The sequence below is a fragment of the Acidovorax sp. GW821-FHT09B03 genome, assembly GCF_059418305.1.
In genome coordinates this window covers 45,161-60,981 of record NZ_JBWKPP010000024.1, presented here as the reverse complement: position 1 = coordinate 60,981, position 15,821 = coordinate 45,161, and the positions used below count along the sequence as shown (strand labels likewise).

Sequence of the window (15,821 nt, the reverse complement as noted above, 5' to 3'; positions counted from 1 at the left end):
GCAAATGCGAACATCGCCCCCAGGCAGAAAGGCCAGGCAAGTGCATGCCCGGCCGCCCGGGGCAGCGGCTTCGTAGGACATCGCCGCTTGTTGGCCCGCGTCCAGCGCGTTTGGGCACCGGCGTGGTTAGGATGGGCCATCGTCTTCAACCCACCACGAATTGACCTATGCGCGCGATCGGCCTGCCCTGGCCTCCCAACCTCCAGATTGCCGGATCGACCTATCTCGTCAGGCCGCTCACGCTGGCTGCACCGGCGAACGTGCCGGACCGGGTCTTCATCTTCGAGGAGGACGGCTCGCCCGTGCTCACGGTGCGCCGTGAATGGGCCAGCTACCCCGAGGCGCTCTACACCGCAGAGCAAAAGCTCCGGGAGTTTCTGGCACCGTCTCCGGTCGACGTGTTCGGCACCGCCTGAGCTATGGCCCGGAGCCTGGCGCGGCCAGCGCGCCAGGCCCGCCCCCGGTCAGCCCGCTGGCCAATCCTCCACCGCTTCGCGCGCTATGCCGCGCGACATGCAGCACTGGTGCAGTTCACTGGTGGCCAGCATGCCCTGCTGCAGGGGGTAGGTGACGCGCACCACCAGGCACTCCTTTTCCTGCGCCGACAGGATTTCGCCCATCCGGCCCATGCCGAGCGCTGTCCAGAGCTGGAGTGCGCCCAAGGCATCCGTGTTGGCGTGGGCGAAACGCCCCTGGGCTGTCTTGCGAGCGCGGGTGAATTTGAAGGTTTCGGATCGGGTACGCATCGGCTTGGGCAGGGCAGTGACAGCAGGGTGGGGAAACCGCCCCATGGTGTCCTGCCCGTGCGCCAATGCGTGTAGGTGAACAGCGCAAGTTGCATCCTGCGCGCCGTCCAGCCATCGCCCTCAGGGCCACTGCAGACGTGTGGGCGCCCGGTACTGCGAGCGCGGCAGCGCATTCGCGGCAGGCCCTCCGGCGGTGCGCACCAGCACCGGCTCTGCGGGCCCCGGGTCCTGCACCCCGTGCACGAAGAAGCGGTCCACCAGCGCATAGTGCTCGGGCACGTTCAGGGCCGGCGCGTGGCCGCAGCCGGGCACCTCGATCACGCGCGCCTGGCCGCGCGCGCCGGGACCGCGCGTGAGCATCTCGATGGTGGTCTCGCGCAGCACCAGGTCGGAGTCCTCGCCGCGCAGGCACAGCACGGGGATGTCGAGCGCGTCGTAGTGGTCCCAGATCAGGTAGTCGTTGGCGTGGTGCGTGAACTGCTGCACCATGGCCGGGTCGTAGTGCGGCGTCACGCGGCCGTCGGGAAGGCGGCGCGTGCTGGTCTCGGTCAGCCGGCGCCACTGCGCATCGCTGAGCCAGCCATAGGGCTGGTAGACCTGGCGGAAGAAGGCCTCCAGCTCGGCCACCGTACCGAACGCGGGCGGCTGGCCGGCATAGGCCTTGATGCGCCCGAGCGCATCGTCGGCCAGGCGCGGTGCGTTGTCGTTGAGCAGCAGGCTGCGGATGCGGCCCTTGAGCTGTGGCTCGAACAGGCCCGACGCACACACCGTGCCGATGGCCCCGCCCATCGAGGTGCCCACCCAGTGCGCCTGCGCGATGCCCAGCGCATCGAACAGATCGGCCACGACGCGCGCGTAAAAGCGCAGCTGGTACTCCTCGGCCGGCTGGCGCGCCCACTGGCTCAGGCCCCGGCCGATGGTGTCGGGGCAGATGACCCGGTAGCGCGGCGCCAGGTGGGCGGCCAGGTCGTCCATGTCGCGGCCGGTGCGGGCCAGCCCATGCCAGGCCACCACCACCGGGGCATCGGGCGCGCCCCATTCGGTGTAGTGGATTTCATAGCCGGCGCAGGTGGCGTAGCGCGATAACGGGGTCATGGTGGACAACCTTGTGAGTCAGTGGATGGGACGGCGCAGTCGATGGACTGCCCCTATTTCATAAGTCGGCCGTTGGCGCCGATGACGGTGACTTCAACGTAGCGCGAGCCGATGCGGTTGGTGGGGGAATAGCCCAGGCTGATGCCGCCCAGGTCGTAGTTCTGCAGGGATTCGAGCGCCTTGACCACCTTGGTGCGCGTGGGTGCGGGGCCGGCGCGGCGCAGGGCCTCGACCAGCACCTTGGCGCCCAGGAACTGCTCGAAGCTGGTGTAGTTGACCTCGGCCTGCGGCGCGTACTTCTTGAGCAGGGTCTGGTACTCGCGCACCACGGGCAGTTGCGGGCGGAAGGGGTAGGGCACCACCTGGCTGATGCCCAGACCATGCGCGTTCTTCAGGCCGGCGAGCTTGACCAGCTCGGTCGGGTCCACCACCGAGATGTTGTACAGCTGCGCGCCGCCGCCCTGCTCGCGGTAGCGCTGGATGAAGGCGGCCGCAGGCTTGTTGATGGCGATCATGATCACGGCATGCACGTCGGCGGCCTTGATGGCCTTGACCGCGTCGTCCACCTTGTCGGTGTTGCGCTCGTAGCCGGCGGAGACGACAAGCTTCAGGTTGCGCCGCGCCAGCGCCGCCTCCACCCCTGCCAGGCCGGCCTTGCCAAAGCCATCGTCCTGGTACATCACGGCCACGCGGTTCATGCCCAGCGTGGTGAGCTGCTGCACCATGTGCTCGGCCTCGTCGCCATAGCCCGCGCGCACGTGGAAGATCCAGGGGTTGAACGGGTTGCGCAGCGACTCGCCACCCGTGTAGGGCGCCACCAGGGCGGCCCCGCCCTGCTCCAGCACGCCATCGGCCAGCAGCTGGGTGATGTTGGCGGTGCCGGCAAAACCGTAGAGCGCCACCACCTCGGGTTTGGCCAGCATCTCGCGCGTCAGGCGCACGGTGTCGGGCACCTTGTAGCCGTCGTCCACCACCCACTGGCGAATGGTGGCGCCATGCACGCCGCCCTGGGCGTTGATGGCGTCGAAGTAGATCTTGCCGCCCAGCACCATCTGCGCACCGGTGCTGGCCAGCACGCCCGACAGCGGCGCCACCTGGCCGACCACCAGTTCGGCGCCGCGCAGCTGCGCCGCCGCCGGCAGCACCAGCAGCCCCGCCATCGCCAGCACCGCGAGTGCCGCGCCCATGCGGCGGCCCCATGTGATCCATGTGTTCATGTCCGTCCTTTGTGCCGCCGGGCGCGGCAACGCGCCCTGGCAGCTTTGTTGTTGTGGTGGTGGGTGGTCGTTCTTATTCGGGGATGGCAATGGCTCCGGCCGCCGTCACGGCGATGGCGTTGCCTGCGGCAGGCACATCGGCCAGGGGCGGCACGTTGGCGGCGGTGATGGCCGGGGCGCTGCCCGGCGTGCCGCCGCGCGGCACGGTGCGCACCACCTGGCTCGCCGGCAGCGCCTTGCCGCTGGCCAGGTGGTCGTACACGGCGTCGAGCGCGCGGTTCAGGTACACGTGCAGCGGCACGTATCGCGTGTCGTAACCGGGCAGCACCGTGGGCAGGCCGATGAAGCTGTCGAAGTGCTGGGCATTGGCCACCTCCACATAGCTGAGCTTGCTGGCCGCGCCCTCCACGCGCTTGTTGAGTGCGGTGTAGGGGCGCGAGGTGTGGCTCACGGGCAGCAGGGCATCGGCCCGGCCGTGCACGATGATGGCCGGCTTGCCGCGCAGGTTGCCATTGCGGCGCGTTTCATCGACACCGGCCTGCAGCTTGCGCGCCGCTGCATCGCTGCCAGTGACCAGGTTGCGCAGGCACACCGCGCCCTCGGTGTTCCAGTCGAAGGAGCCGCCGTCGGCCACCGACAGGAAGTCGCGCACAGGCCCCTGCTTGGCGCGGTTGTTGATGAGCTGCACGCCGCCCGCCGGCGGCACGCCATTGCCGGTGGCGAACATGCCGGCCAGCGCGGTGGGGGGCGCCAGCGGCGTGACGGCACCTGCGGTCGTCGCCCCCGCGTAGCTGAAGCCGCACAGGTGGTCCTGCACGCTGGCGCGCGAGAGCGAATTGGCAAAGGTCACGGCAACGGCCGGCGCCACCTCGAAGGCGGCGAGCGAGGCATGCAGGTCGTTGGACTCGGGCTCCCAGCCGTAGTCACGCAGCTTGCGCAGCGACTCCTCGGCCTGGCCCGCCGTGGTGTCGGCCGTGAGCAGGCCGCGTGCGCGCAGCGCCGCGCAGCGCCCCGGCGCGATGGGCAGGGCCGTGCCGGCAAAGCCGGCGGCAAAGGCCGCTGCATACGGGCTGGTGCTGACCGAGGGCGCCAGCGAGGCGCAGGCCTGGTACAGATTGGCCTGGGTGGTGTAGTCGATCAGCGGGCGGCCCGTGACGGCAATCTGCGTGCTGCCGCGCTGCACCGTGACACCCGGGTTGGCGGGCAGCTCCACCGCGGGCTCGGACACGGCCACGCCGCTGATCAGGCCCTGGGTGTCGAGTTCCGCCGCCGCAATCGCCGCGCCGCCGCCGTTGGAGATGCTGGACGCGATGACGATGGCATTGGCCGGGGTGATCGTGCGGATGCGCTGGCCCGTGCTGATGAGCGCGCCGTAGCGCTCATTGAGCACGTAGTAGCCGAACTCCACGGCCTGCAGCGTGGTCGTGCCCCAGTCCTTCTCGGCGTTCTGGCCCGAGTGCGCATGCTTGAAGGCGAAACGGTTGGGCGTGGCGGCGTTGAAGGCCGCGAGCTGCGCGGGCGTGAGGTTGGCGTTGAAGGCCGCGTTCTTGCCTGCCATCGCCGCCGTGGTGCGCGTGCCGTCGATCAGCGGCACGGTGTCGTTCTGCAGGTCGTGCGGGGCGGCGCCCGTGCCCTTGTCCGAGTAGGCCACGGCACAGCCGCGCTTGAGGCCCCATTCGCCGGTGGAGATGCCGCCGTACACACCGCGCGAGCCCGATGCGGTGGCCGTGATCATGCACGGCCGCGCGGGGTTGAAGCTGTCGGGTACCTGCACCATCAAGGTCACGTTCTGGCGGCCGCTGCCGTCGTCGGCATAGGCGATGTACTCGGTGCCGGGCACCTTGCCATCGCCCGTGGTCACGCGGCCCTGGGCGTCCACGTTGGGGCCGTACAGGGTGCCGTAACCACCGGCCGCCGTCATGTCCAGCAGGGCGCGGTAGTTGTTGTAGATGGCGGCGCGGCGCAGCTCGGCGCCCGTGGGTTTGGTCGCATCGGCATAGGCCGGTGGCGTGGCCGAAGCCAGGCCGCTGGCGCCCAGGCCGGCGGTGAGAAGGTCGTTGCCGGTGCCGTCGTAGCGGGTCTCGGTGATGCTGCCCAGGTAGGCCGGGCGCAGGTTGGTACCGCCGCCCGATCCGCTGTCACCGCCCCCGCCGCCACAGGCTGCGAGCACGGCGGCGGACACGGCCAGCATCGCGGTTCTTTGCGTCGTCTTTGCTTTCAGGCTTCTCATTGCGTCTGTCTCCGAGTTGTGTTTTTCTGAACTTCTGGAACGCAGCTTTACCCCGGCCGGCTTGCGGACCCGGCCCTCACGCCACCTTGCGCGCTGCTGCCGCGCGCAGGCGCCCCACCACACCGGTGGGGAAGTAATAGACGGACAAAACGAACAGCACGCCCAGCCACAGCAGCCAGCGGTCGGGCGAGAGCAGCGCCGACAGCCAGGGCAAGCCCGAGGCGGCCTCGCTGCCAAGGCGCAGCAGGTCCTGCAGGTAGCTTTGCGCCACCAGGAACAGCACGGCACCGATGGCCGATCCGTAGATGGTGCCCATGCCGCCGATGACGACGATGAGCAGGCAATCCATCATGATCTCGAACGACAGCGAGGTGTCCGGTCCGTTGTAGCGCAGCCAGAGCGCGAGCATGGCGCCCGCGCAGCAGGCGAACAGGGCCGACAGCACGCTCGACGTGGTGCGGTACACCACCACGCGGTAGCCGATGGCCTCGGCGCGGAACTCGTTCTCGCGGATCGCCTGCAACACCCGGCCGAACGGCGAATTCACGATGCGCAGCAGCGCCAGCACCAGCGCCACGGCCACCACGAAGAGCAGGTAGTAGCACAGCAGCCGCCCATCGAGCGTGACACCCAAAAAAGGCTCGTCGAAGGGCTCGAAGCTCGGCGACAGGATCTCGGGCACCTTGAAGGTCAGGCCGTCCTCGCCGCCCGTGATGTCCGACAGCTGCGAGGCCAGCGTCTGGAACGCGGCCGCCACGGCCAGCGTGATCATGGCGAAGAAAATGGCGCGCACGCGCAGCGAGAACAGCCCCACCGCCAGCGACAGCAGCAGCGAGAGCACCAGCGCCCCACCCAGGCCCACGGCCAGCGCCGACCAGGTCGGCCCCATGCGCGTGGTGGCCACCGCGATGCCGTAGGCCCCGATGCCGAAGAACATGGTGTGCGCAAAGCTCACGATGCCGGTGTAGCCCAGCAGCAGGTCGAAACTGGCGACCAGCACCACGAAGATCAGCACCTTGGCCGCCACGGACAGCGCCTTGACGCCAGGGAACAGGAAGGGCGCGAAGGCCAGGCCCAGGAATATGGCCACGAGGATCGCCGCCAGCACCTTGCTGCGCGGGTAGTCGCCGGAGAGAAGTCGATTCAGCATGTCTTTGGGCTCCTCTTCAACGGTTGGCCACTGGATAGACGCCCTGCGGACGCCAGAGCAGGATCGCCACCATGAGGGCGATGTTGGAGAACAGCGCCACCTTGGGCACCAGGAAGCCGGTGTAGTTGGCCATCAGCCCCACCAGCAGCGCGCCGATCAGGGCGCCGCCCGTGGACCCGAGGCCGCCGATGATGATCACGATGAAGATCAGCACGTTGACCTGGGCGCCCATCTGCGGCACCACGTTCTGCTGGTACAGGCCCCACATCACGCCGCCCAGGCCGGCCAGGGCCGAGCCCACGACGAACACGCCGATGAACAGGCGGCGGATGCGGTAGCCGAGCGACTCGACCATCTCGCGGTCCTGCACGCCGGCGCGGATCAACAGGCCCACCTTGGTGCGCGACAGCGTCCAGGCCAGCACGGCAAAGACCAGGAGGCCCACGGCCACCGCCACCAGGCGGTACTTCTCGATGGCGGCATCGCCGATGAGCAGCGAGCCACGCATGCCCTGGGGCAGCGGCAGCGGGATCTGCTGCGGACCCCAGATGACCTTGATCAGCTCTTCGCCGATGATCATGCCGCCCATGGTGATGAGAATCTGCTTCAAGTGCTGGCCGTACACCGGCCGCACGATGAAGCGCTCGAACGCCAGGCCCACGGCACCCGCCACGGCCATGGCCACCAGCATGGCCGGCAGCACCGCGACCAGGTTGCGCCACAGCTGGTCGGAACCCGTCCAGTCGCCCATGGCGCCCAGCACGCTGGTGGCCACGAAGGCCCCCAGTGCGATGAACACGCCATGGCCGAAGTTGAGCACGTCCATCAGGCCGAACACGAGCGTGAGGCCCGAGGCGATGATGAAGATGATCATGCCCATGGCCAGCCCCGCCACCGTGAGCGTGAGCCAGGTGCTGGGCGAACCGATGAAGGGCAGCACCAGCAGCGCCAGCGCCGGCACCAGGGCCAGCGGCTTCCAGTCGAAGTCGCGCAGGAGGGACGTCTTGGCCGCGCTTGCGGCCGCCGTCGTCGTTGTCGTCGTGGTGCTCATAGTGCCAACCCCAGCAGCGATCGCTGCAATGCCTCGTCCTGCGCCAAAGCGGCCATGCTGCCCGCATGCACCACCTTGCCGTTGTCCATCACGGCCACGGTGTCACCGAGCCGCTTGGCGAAATTGATGTTCTGCTCGACGAGCAGGATGGTCACGCCGCTCTTCTTGAGCTGGTCGAAGGCGTCGATCATGTTGTTGATGATGGCCGGCGCCAGGCCCTTGCTGGGCTCGTCCACGATGAGCAGGTCGCGCGGCTCGACGATGGCGCGGCTCACGGCCACCATCTGCTTTTGCCCGCCCGAGAGCTTGCCCGCAGGGTGGTTCCAGAACTTTTCCACCGCAGGGAAGAGCTTGAAGATCCACTCGAGCCGCGAGCTGTCCATCTGCGCCGCGTTCTTGGCGCCGCGCGCGGCCAGCAGCATGTTCTCCTTGACCGTGAGGTCGGCGAAGATGCCCATGTTCTCGGGCACGTAGGCGATGTTCATGCCGGCGATCTGCGGCGTGTTGAGTGCCGTGATGTCCTTGCCACCGAAGTGGATGGTGCCTTGCGAGGCGTGCCACAGGCCCATGACGGTGCGCAGCGTGGTGGTCTTGCCCGCGCCGTTGCGGCCCAGCAGCATGGTGAGCTGGCCCTTGGGCACGGCCAGATCCACGCCATGCAGGATGTGGTACGCCCCGATGTGGGTGTGCACACCCTTGAGCTCGAGCAGGTTGTTGCTGTTGCTGGTCATGCCGTGGCCTCCTTGCCGGACTCTTTGGAGACACCCAGGTAGGCTTCCTGCACCACGGGCGAGGCGATCACCTCGGCCGGCACGCCGTCGGCCACCAGGGTGCCGTTGGTCAGCACGATGATGCGGTCGGCCAGCTCGCGCACCACGTCCATCTTGTGCTCCACCAGGAGGATGATCTTGGTCTTGTCCTTCTTGAGTTCGCGGATCAGGTTCAGGATCACGGGCGCCTCGTCGTGGCTCATGCCGGCCGTGGGCTCATCGAACATGTAGACCTGCGGCTCCAGCGCCATGAGCAGCGCCACCTCGAGCTTGCGCTGGTCGCCGTGCGGCAGGCTGGCCACGGGCGTGTCCTGCCGATCGAGCATGGCCACCGCCTGCAGGATGGCGCGGGCGCGCTCCGTCAGGCCACGGTGGTCGCTCCAGATGCTCCACAGGTTCAGCCCCCGGCGGTGCTTGCCCTCCTGCGTGGCCTGCACGGCCAGGCGCACGTTCTCCAGCACGCTGAGGTTGGGAAACAGGTTGGTGAGCTGGAAGGCACGCCCCAGGCCCGCATGCGTGCGCGCCGAGACCGATTGGCCCGTAAGGTCCTGCCCGCCCAGGGTGACGCTGCCCGCGCTGGCGCGCAGCTGCCCCGAGATGAGGTTGAAGTACGTGGTCTTGCCCGCACCGTTGGGGCCCACGATAGCGGTCAGCGTGCCCGGCTCGAAGGAGCAGGTCACGGCGTTGACCGCCACGTGGCCGCCGAAGCGGATGGTCAAGTCCTTGGTGGCCAAGGTGCTCATGGGAGGTGCTTCACTTTCACGGTCGTCGTCTTTCAGGGGTACCGGGCGCCCTGCCCTCTTGCAGGCAGGAGCCCCGGCGTTCAGCGCATTGTCAGGGGCAGGTGCCGATGACGTAGTAGTTGGGGCTGGTCTGCTTCAACGTGGTCGTCACGAACACGTTCCACAGGCCCATGTTCTGGTTGGAGCCCTTGGCATAGGTGTAGCCGCCGGTCTGCGTGGCGCGGCCGGCCTGCACATGCGCGTAGTTGGTGGCCGTGGTGCAGGTGGCCGTGCCGCCCGAGCCCGCCAGCGTGGTGCCCGAAGCGGCCGCCGATGCGGCGCCCTCGGCACCGTTGGCGTCGGCGGCGCGCACCGTCCAGCTGTAGCTGGTGGAAGCGGCCAGGCCGGTGTCGGTGTAGCTCGTGCCGCTCACCGGCAGGGCGTTGACCTTGTTGGTGTTGCGGTACACGTTGTAGCTGGCCGCGCCCGAGACGGCACCCCAGCCCACCACCATGGAGCTGGCCGTGGCGCCCGAGGTGTTCACGCCCGTGGGGGCCGGCAGTGCGGGGTTCGTGGGCGGGTTGGTCGTGCCGCCACCGCTGCTGATCTGGTCCACCATGGCCTTGATGGCCACCATCTGCGGGCCCGACTTCTTGGCGTAGTTGGCGTTGTCATAACCCCACCAGTCAAAGCAGCTGTTGGTGGCCGCCGTGCTGGTCTGCGGGTAGAGCATCACGATGTTGTTGCTGTCGGCCCAGCGGTTGTAGCCGGTGTTGCGCACGTACTGCTGCTGCACGTCGCTGATGTTCTGCTTGCAGCCATGCAGCACCACGTGCAGCCGGCAGGTGGCGCTGCCGCCGGCCTGGCAGGCCTGCGGGATGTAGGCCCAGCCGGTGGTGGCCATGCCGTGGTTGGTGATGAACTGGTTCTGGTTGAACTCGACGTAGTTGCCTGCCGGCAGCGTGGCGTTGTTGCGCGCGTTCAGCGTGCCGTACAGGTGCTGCAGCATGGCGCCGGCCAGGTCGAAGTTGCAGTCGCTGATGTAGGGCGCGCCCTTGGTGGAGCAGCCGTTGCCGTAGTCGTCGGTGACCATGGCGTGCTCGGCCGCGATGTCCTTCTTGTAGACCACGTTGGCGGCCGGCACGAAGCTGTTGTAGTAGGTGCGCAGCGCGTCCATCACACCGGGCTTGACCACGCTGTCCAGCGTGCCCGAGAACAGGTAGACCTTGGACGCCTGCAGGTTGGCCACCGGGTCGATCAGCCCCTGGCTGGCCCAGGTGTTGGTGGTGTTCACCAGCGTGCTGGTGGGGATGCCCGCGGGGCTGGCCATGCAGCGCCCGGTGGCGTTGACGATGGAGCCCTCGGCGCAATAGAAGGGCCCGCCCGCGACCACGCCCGCGCCCTTGGCGAAGGTGGCCGAGTAGGCCACGTGCAGTTGCACGGCCATGAAGCCGCCGGCCGACAGGCCCGACACGGTGGTCTGCGTGGCGTCGATCTTGAGCGCGGGGAGGTTGACGGCAGCGGATGCGCCACCGGCAGCACACAGTACCAATGCAGCACTTGCTGCGGCCGCCCGGATGAAATTGAAAGCCATGTTGTCTTGTCTCCAAATAATTTTGAAAAAGTCTGACCCAGCCCCCGTGTCAACCCGGGAGTTCATGCATCAATTCACTGGAAAAAAAGGGGCGGCCGCCCCTGCGGGATGGATCCTCGGCGAACGGACGATTGCCCTTTCGCCAAGGCCACGCGAACCGGTTTATCGCTGGTTGCGAATCGGCACTTGCATCTCTTCAGGCTTGATCTCGCGCACCAACTCGGGCACGCCCCAGGCGAAGGCCGGGTCCACCTTGATCTTGAAGTGGTACATGCTCTGCATGGCCTGGTGGTCTTCCTTGCGGAAGGTCATCTTGCCCTTGGGCGTCTCGAAACTCATGCCCTCCATGGTCTTGATGAGCTTGTTGGTGTTGGTGTCGCCGTTCGTGGCCTTGAGGGCGGTGACCAGGGCCATGGCCGAGCTGAAGCCACCCGCGGTGAAGAAGTCCGGCGGGGTCTTGAACTCCTTGTAGTGCGCGGCCACCAGGGCTTCGTTCACGGGGTTCTTGGGGATGCCGAAGTAGTAGTACGTGGCACCTTCCATGCCGGGGAAGTTCTTGTACGCGGCCATGGCGGGCAAGATGTTGCCGCCCGTGGCGATCTCGATGCCGTAGCGCTTCAAGTCCAGGTCGGCGATCTTGAAGGGGTTGCCAGCGCCGGCCCAGATGATGAAGATGACCTTGCGGCCGGGCACGTCCTTGAGCTTGTCGATCAGGCGCTGGGCACCGGCCGTGAAGTCGGTGGTGGTCGTGGGCAGGTACTCCTCGTGCACCAGCTTGGCATTCTTGAGCGCATCCTTGAAGGCCTTCACGCCGTCACGGCCGAAGGCGTAGTCCTGGGCCAAGGTGGCCACGGTCACGCCGGCCTTGTCGATGGCCACGGCGTTGGAGATGGCGTCCTGGCTGCTGTTGCGGCCGGTGCGGAAGATGTACTTGTTCCACTTGTCGCCGGTGATAGCGTCGGCCACGGCGGGCTCCACCAGCAGGATCTTCTTGTACTCTTCGGCCACGGGCAGCAGGGCCAGGGCCACGCCCGAGGAGGTGGGGCCGACGGCGATGTCGGCCTTGTCGTCCGAATAGGCCGAGGCCAGCAGGCTCTTGCCCAGGTCGGGCTTGCCCTGGTCGTCCTTCTCGATCACGACGAGCTTCTTGCCATTGACGGCCATGGTGCCGCCGGTGGCGTAGTTCAGGCCCATCAGCAGGCCGGTCTGGGTCTGCTTGCCGTAGGCTTCGAGCGGGCCGGTCTTGCTGTAGATGTGGGCGATGCGGATCTCGCCGGACTGGGCGAACGCGGGGGCGGAAAGCGTGGCTGCGGCGGTAACGGCGGCAGTCGCGAGGGCGACCAGGGTGCGACGGTGCATGGCGATGTCTCCTTGTAGTGATGCCTGAACATTGCACAGTTCGTGCCAACGCACAAACCGTTGATTTCTATGAAACTTTTGCTGATACCTCGGCAACAGTGTTCAATTTCAATACATCTATTTTGTCTGAATTTCAGACATTTGCCTGAAATTTATTCAGGGTTTTCCAGACGTCCGTAGAGCGTGGCGCGCGAGATGCCGAGCTGCCGCGCGGTGGCCAGCTTGTTGCCGCCGTGGGCCTTCATCGCGGCATGGATGGCGCGCTGCTCCAGCTCCGCCACCTGCTCGGCCAGGGGGCGCAGGTAGCGCGATTCGTCCTCGGCCTCGACCACCACGGCAGTGGTGTCCTGCACCGGGGCGGCGGGCTCCACGCCGGCCTCGCGCAGGATGCGCTCGAGTTGCGCTGCATCGATGGACTGGCCTTCGCTGCGCATCACGGCCTGCTCGATCACGTTGCGCAGCTCGCGGATGTTGCCGCGCCAGGGCTGCCCGGCCAGCAGGGCCATGGCATCGGGCAGCAGCTCGGGTGGCGGCGTGCCGTTGCGCAGGGCGAGGTCGTCGCCCAGCGATTCGACCAGTGCCGGGATGTCGCTGCGCCGCGCGCGCAGCGGCGGCACGCGCACCGGCAGCACATGCAGGCGGTAGAACAGATCCTCGCGAAAGCGCCCCTCGCGCACCTGGGCCGCCAGGTCGCGCGAGGTGGCCGCGAGGATGCGCACGTTGAACGGCACCAGCTTGTTCGAGCCCAGCGGCTCGATCTCGCCCTCCTGCAGCGCGCGCAGCAGCTTGGCCTGCAGGCTTTGCGGCATGTCGCCGATCTCGTCGAGGAACAGCGTGCCGCCGTCGGCCAGCTTGAACTTGCCGTCGCGCCCCTTGGCCGATGCACCGGTGTAGGCGCCGGGCGCCACGCCAAAGAACTCGGCCTCCAGCAGCGTGTCGGGCACGGCGGCGATGTTCACGCTCACGAAGGGGCCGCTGGCACGGCTCGATGCCGCGTGGATGGCATGGGCCAGCAGCTCCTTGCCCGTGCCCGTCTCGCCCAGCAGCAGCACCGGGCTGCTCGATTGGGCGGCACGGCGCGCCTGGCGCTTGACCTCGGCCGCGGCCGGGCTCGAACCGATGAAGCTGGCAAAGGTGTACTTGGAGCGCCGCTCGCCATCGCCGGCCACGGCCAGGCTGCGCCGGCGCTGGCTGGCCAGCTCGCGCCGCGCATCATCCAGGTCGCGCTGCAGCAGCGCGAACTTGCTGATCAGCGGCTGCAGCGTGGTCTCGGGGTGGTCGAAGAGCACGATGCCGATGGCACCGATGACGCTGCCCGCGTCGTCGCGCAGCGGGATGCGGCTGACCACGAAGGTGCCGGCCTTGTTGGTGAGCAGGTCGATCAGCACCGGGTTGCCGGTCTCCAGCACGCGGCGCATGCCGGTGTTGGGGATCACCTCCTCGACCATGCGGCCCAGGAACTGGTCCAGCGACGTGAAGCCCAGGTCGGGCAGGAAGCGCTGGTAGCCCTCGTTGACCCAGACGATGCGCCCGCTCAGGTCCACCAGGAACATGCCCTGGCTGACACTGGAGAACAGGTGGAACATGGACCGCGCCGCGAGTTCGAGGATGCCCTGGGCATCCAGCGGCAGTGCGGGGGCGTCGTCGATGAGCGGGGGCATGTGCGGATGGTAGCAAGCCCGCCACCCGCCCCGGGTCAATCCGCCGTGGCCGGTGCCTGCAGGCCGCTCACCGCGCGCAGGCCGCGCGCCATGCGCAGCACCACCACGGGCTTTGCCGCTTCTGCCGCGCCGGCACCGAGCGGCGGGTCCACCAGGATGCAGGGCTTGCCGGTGCGCCGGCAATGGTCCTGCACGCGCCAGTACTCGTCGTGGCTGATGCAGCCCGTCTGGCAGATCACGAGGTCGGCCGCCGCCAGGCTCGAATCGAGCGCCGGCGATGCCGGGGCCAGGGCCTCGGGGGCGGCCTGCGCCTGTTGCTTCACGTCTGCCGCAGCCACGGCCTGCAGGCGCCAGCGCAGGCACTCGCGCGAGAGGCTGGTGATGCGCTCGGCCAGTGCCGCGATGTGGCGCGCCATGTCGCGCCGGCGCGTCAAGCCCGGCTGCGCGGCCTGCAGCTGCAGCAGCTCGTCCTGCGCCAGGGCCAGCCGCGTGTCGCGCACCACCACGGCCGCGCGCAGGCGCACCACCTCGGTCCGCAGCTGCTCAAGCTCGCCCGCCTGCTGGGCCAGGGCGTCGCTGCAACGCGTCTGCGCCTCCCCCAGTTGGCGGCACAGCACCAGGAACTCTTCGGACAGGGTATGCATGCACCATCCTCGATAATAAGAATGATTCGCATTTTATGGTATGATTTGTCCGTCTGAGCAAGCTACCTGGTGGGGGGCACCCAAGGAAGCGAGTCCTGGGTGCCTGGCTTGCGAAGTTTGCTGGGCGGGCAAGGTCGGGGCGTACCCAGGACCATCCAAGTACGCCAGGGCCTGCCCGCCACCCCTGCAAACCATGGACCACAGCGGTCACGCCGCCGTGGACAGGATCACCTGCTGGCCTTCTCTGCCGAGCGCAGGGCGATGCAGTTGCCCTCCAGGTCACCGACTTCCGCGACGCATCCAAAGCTGCCGACCTCGGTCACGGGGTACAGCACCACGCCGCCAGCCTCCACCGCCCGGCACAGCGCGGCATGGATGTCCGGCACATGGAAATAGATGCGGGCGCCCGCGCGGCCAGGCACGTAGCTCTCCCCTCGGGCCAGCGCACCGCTCGCGCCGCGGCCTTCCTCGGCATGGGGAAAGAACGCCATCTCGTTGCCGTCCACGCTCGCCTGCTCGAACTCGCACCCCAACAGAGCCCGATAAAAACCCATGGCCCGCGCCAGGTCGTGCACCGGGATCTCGAAGTAGGACACGGGATTCATCAGGCGGCTCCATCGGTGCTCTCAAAACGGGAAGCGGACCGCGCCTGCGCAGGCGCAGGCGGCCAAAGCCCCACGCTGCAAGCATAGCGCCCGGGTGATTGCGGGCCTCGGGCCTGTGGGATCAGGGGTTGCTGCGGTTGATGAAGTTGTCGGGGCCACGGCCGCCCAGCCTGGGCAACAGCCCGCCCGGGGAGTGGGCAAACTCCGGCGGCTTGCGTGCCACGATGAAGAGCCGGATGTCCTTGCCCCGGGTACCGTGCCGTTCGACGGAAACGATGTCCAGGCCCTGCCGGGTCATGGCCGCATGCAGCCCGGGCCCCTCGAAGTTCAGCACGGCGGGTGCCTTGCCGATGGCCCACATCAACGGCAGCGCGAGCCAGGGAATGAGCGGGTTCATCTCGCCGATGCAGGGTGTCTTGGAGATCAGCAAACCGCCCGGGCGCAGCGCCTGCACCGCCAGTTGCAGCGTGTGGTCGAGGTCGCTCACCAGGTGCAGCATGTTGAAGGCCAGCACCACGTCGTAAGCCTCCTTGCCGCACACCGGCACATCCGCGTCGGCCACCGCAAAGCTCAGCTGCGGCACCGGCTGGGCCGCCAGCTTGCCCTGGGCAATGGCGATCATGCCGGCAGAAACGTCGGTCGCCAGCAGGCGCCGGGTGAAGGGAGCCAGGCGCAGCGCGGTGGTCCCCGTTCCGCAGCCGATCTCCAGCACCTCCTGCTCTGCGGACAGCAGCGCCTGCACGCGCTGCAGCGTGGCCTCGTAGCCCGGCATGTCGGCTATCGGATCGGCCGCGTACTTGGGCGCGATGCGGTCCCAGAAAAGGGCCTTGCGGACAGTGGCGCCACCCGCCTGTGGGAGCACGGATGCATCGGTGGGTACGGGAGAGGTGGTGGTCGGCATGGGGTGGGACAACGTCGGTGCAATGGACAGCGACCGATGCTATCCATGCACCGCGCCCCAGGGAACTGTCAGAAAT

At 68.0% G+C, this 15,821-nt stretch carries 15 protein-coding genes; 1 reads left to right on the top strand and 14 read right to left on the bottom strand.

The genetic code is table 11. The features are described from left to right. The first annotated feature begins 167 nt into the window (after positions 1-167). Positions 168-416: a hypothetical protein gene (locus AC07PA_RS29215; RefSeq protein WP_007856835.1), complete on the top strand. Its 249-nt coding sequence runs from the start codon at positions 168-170 to the stop codon at positions 414-416. Between the two features lie 48 nt (positions 417-464). Here AC07PA_RS29215 and AC07PA_RS29210 read toward each other — a convergent pair whose 3' ends face one another. The 14 genes from AC07PA_RS29210 to AC07PA_RS29145 all read right to left on the bottom strand — a co-directional run bounded on the left by AC07PA_RS29210 (position 465) and on the right by AC07PA_RS29145 (position 15,745). Further along, positions 465-746: a hypothetical protein gene (locus AC07PA_RS29210; protein ID WP_494609701.1), complete on the bottom strand. Its 282-nt coding sequence runs from the start codon at positions 744-746 to the stop codon at positions 465-467. A 120-nt stretch (positions 747-866) separates the two neighbouring features. After that, entirely contained in the window at positions 867-1,841 is a 975-nt protein-coding gene (locus AC07PA_RS29205) for an alpha/beta fold hydrolase (RefSeq protein WP_494609700.1), read from the bottom strand. Between the two features lie 53 nt (positions 1,842-1,894). Then, entirely contained in the window at positions 1,895-3,058 is a 1,164-nt protein-coding gene (locus AC07PA_RS29200; RefSeq protein WP_494609699.1) for an ABC transporter substrate-binding protein, read from the bottom strand. Between the two features lie 73 nt (positions 3,059-3,131). Beyond that, positions 3,132-5,288 (bottom strand): D-(-)-3-hydroxybutyrate oligomer hydrolase, encoded by a 2,157-nt coding sequence (locus tag AC07PA_RS29195; protein ID WP_494609698.1) that lies wholly within the window; start codon positions 5,286-5,288, stop codon positions 3,132-3,134. 76 nt (positions 5,289-5,364) lie between these two features. Then, positions 5,365-6,438, bottom strand: coding sequence for a branched-chain amino acid ABC transporter permease (locus AC07PA_RS29190; RefSeq protein WP_494609697.1), 1,074 nt, complete (start codon positions 6,436-6,438; stop codon positions 5,365-5,367). Between the two features lie 16 nt (positions 6,439-6,454). Beyond that, positions 6,455-7,489, bottom strand: coding sequence for a branched-chain amino acid ABC transporter permease (locus AC07PA_RS29185; RefSeq protein ID WP_007856841.1), 1,035 nt, complete (start codon positions 7,487-7,489; stop codon positions 6,455-6,457). Beyond that, complete coding sequence (locus tag AC07PA_RS29180; RefSeq protein ID WP_494609696.1) at positions 7,486-8,220, bottom strand: ABC transporter ATP-binding protein; 735 nt, start codon at positions 8,218-8,220, stop codon at positions 7,486-7,488. Before AC07PA_RS29180 ends, AC07PA_RS29185 begins: the two co-directional genes overlap by 4 nt. Continuing rightward, positions 8,217-9,002, bottom strand: coding sequence for an ABC transporter ATP-binding protein (locus tag AC07PA_RS29175; protein ID WP_007856843.1), 786 nt, complete (start codon positions 9,000-9,002; stop codon positions 8,217-8,219). Before AC07PA_RS29175 ends, AC07PA_RS29180 begins: the two co-directional genes overlap by 4 nt. 91 nt (positions 9,003-9,093) lie before the next feature. Then, positions 9,094-10,575 carry an extracellular catalytic domain type 2 short-chain-length polyhydroxyalkanoate depolymerase gene (locus AC07PA_RS29170; protein ID WP_145696020.1) on the bottom strand — a complete coding sequence of 494 codons (1,482 nt, stop codon included), beginning with the start codon at positions 10,573-10,575 and terminating at the stop codon, positions 9,094-9,096. A 162-nt stretch (positions 10,576-10,737) separates the two neighbouring features. Continuing rightward, positions 10,738-11,934, bottom strand: a complete 1,197-nt coding sequence (locus AC07PA_RS29165; RefSeq protein ID WP_007856845.1) for a substrate-binding domain-containing protein — start codon at positions 11,932-11,934, stop codon at positions 10,738-10,740. A gap of 152 nt (positions 11,935-12,086) precedes the next feature. Further along, positions 12,087-13,595: a sigma-54 interaction domain-containing protein gene (locus AC07PA_RS29160; protein WP_494609695.1), complete on the bottom strand. Its 1,509-nt coding sequence runs from the start codon at positions 13,593-13,595 to the stop codon at positions 12,087-12,089. 35 nt (positions 13,596-13,630) lie between these two features. Then, positions 13,631-14,239, bottom strand: coding sequence for a DUF2325 domain-containing protein (locus AC07PA_RS29155; RefSeq protein ID WP_494609694.1), 609 nt, complete (start codon positions 14,237-14,239; stop codon positions 13,631-13,633). Between the two features lie 227 nt (positions 14,240-14,466). Next, the gene (locus AC07PA_RS29150; RefSeq protein WP_494609693.1) at positions 14,467-14,844 is read right to left on the bottom strand and encodes a VOC family protein; all 378 of its coding nucleotides are present in this window, start codon (positions 14,842-14,844) and stop codon (positions 14,467-14,469) included. A gap of 121 nt (positions 14,845-14,965) precedes the next feature. Then, positions 14,966-15,745, bottom strand: coding sequence for a class I SAM-dependent methyltransferase (locus AC07PA_RS29145; RefSeq protein ID WP_494609692.1), 780 nt, complete (start codon positions 15,743-15,745; stop codon positions 14,966-14,968). Between the last annotated feature and the right edge of the window lie 76 nt (positions 15,746-15,821).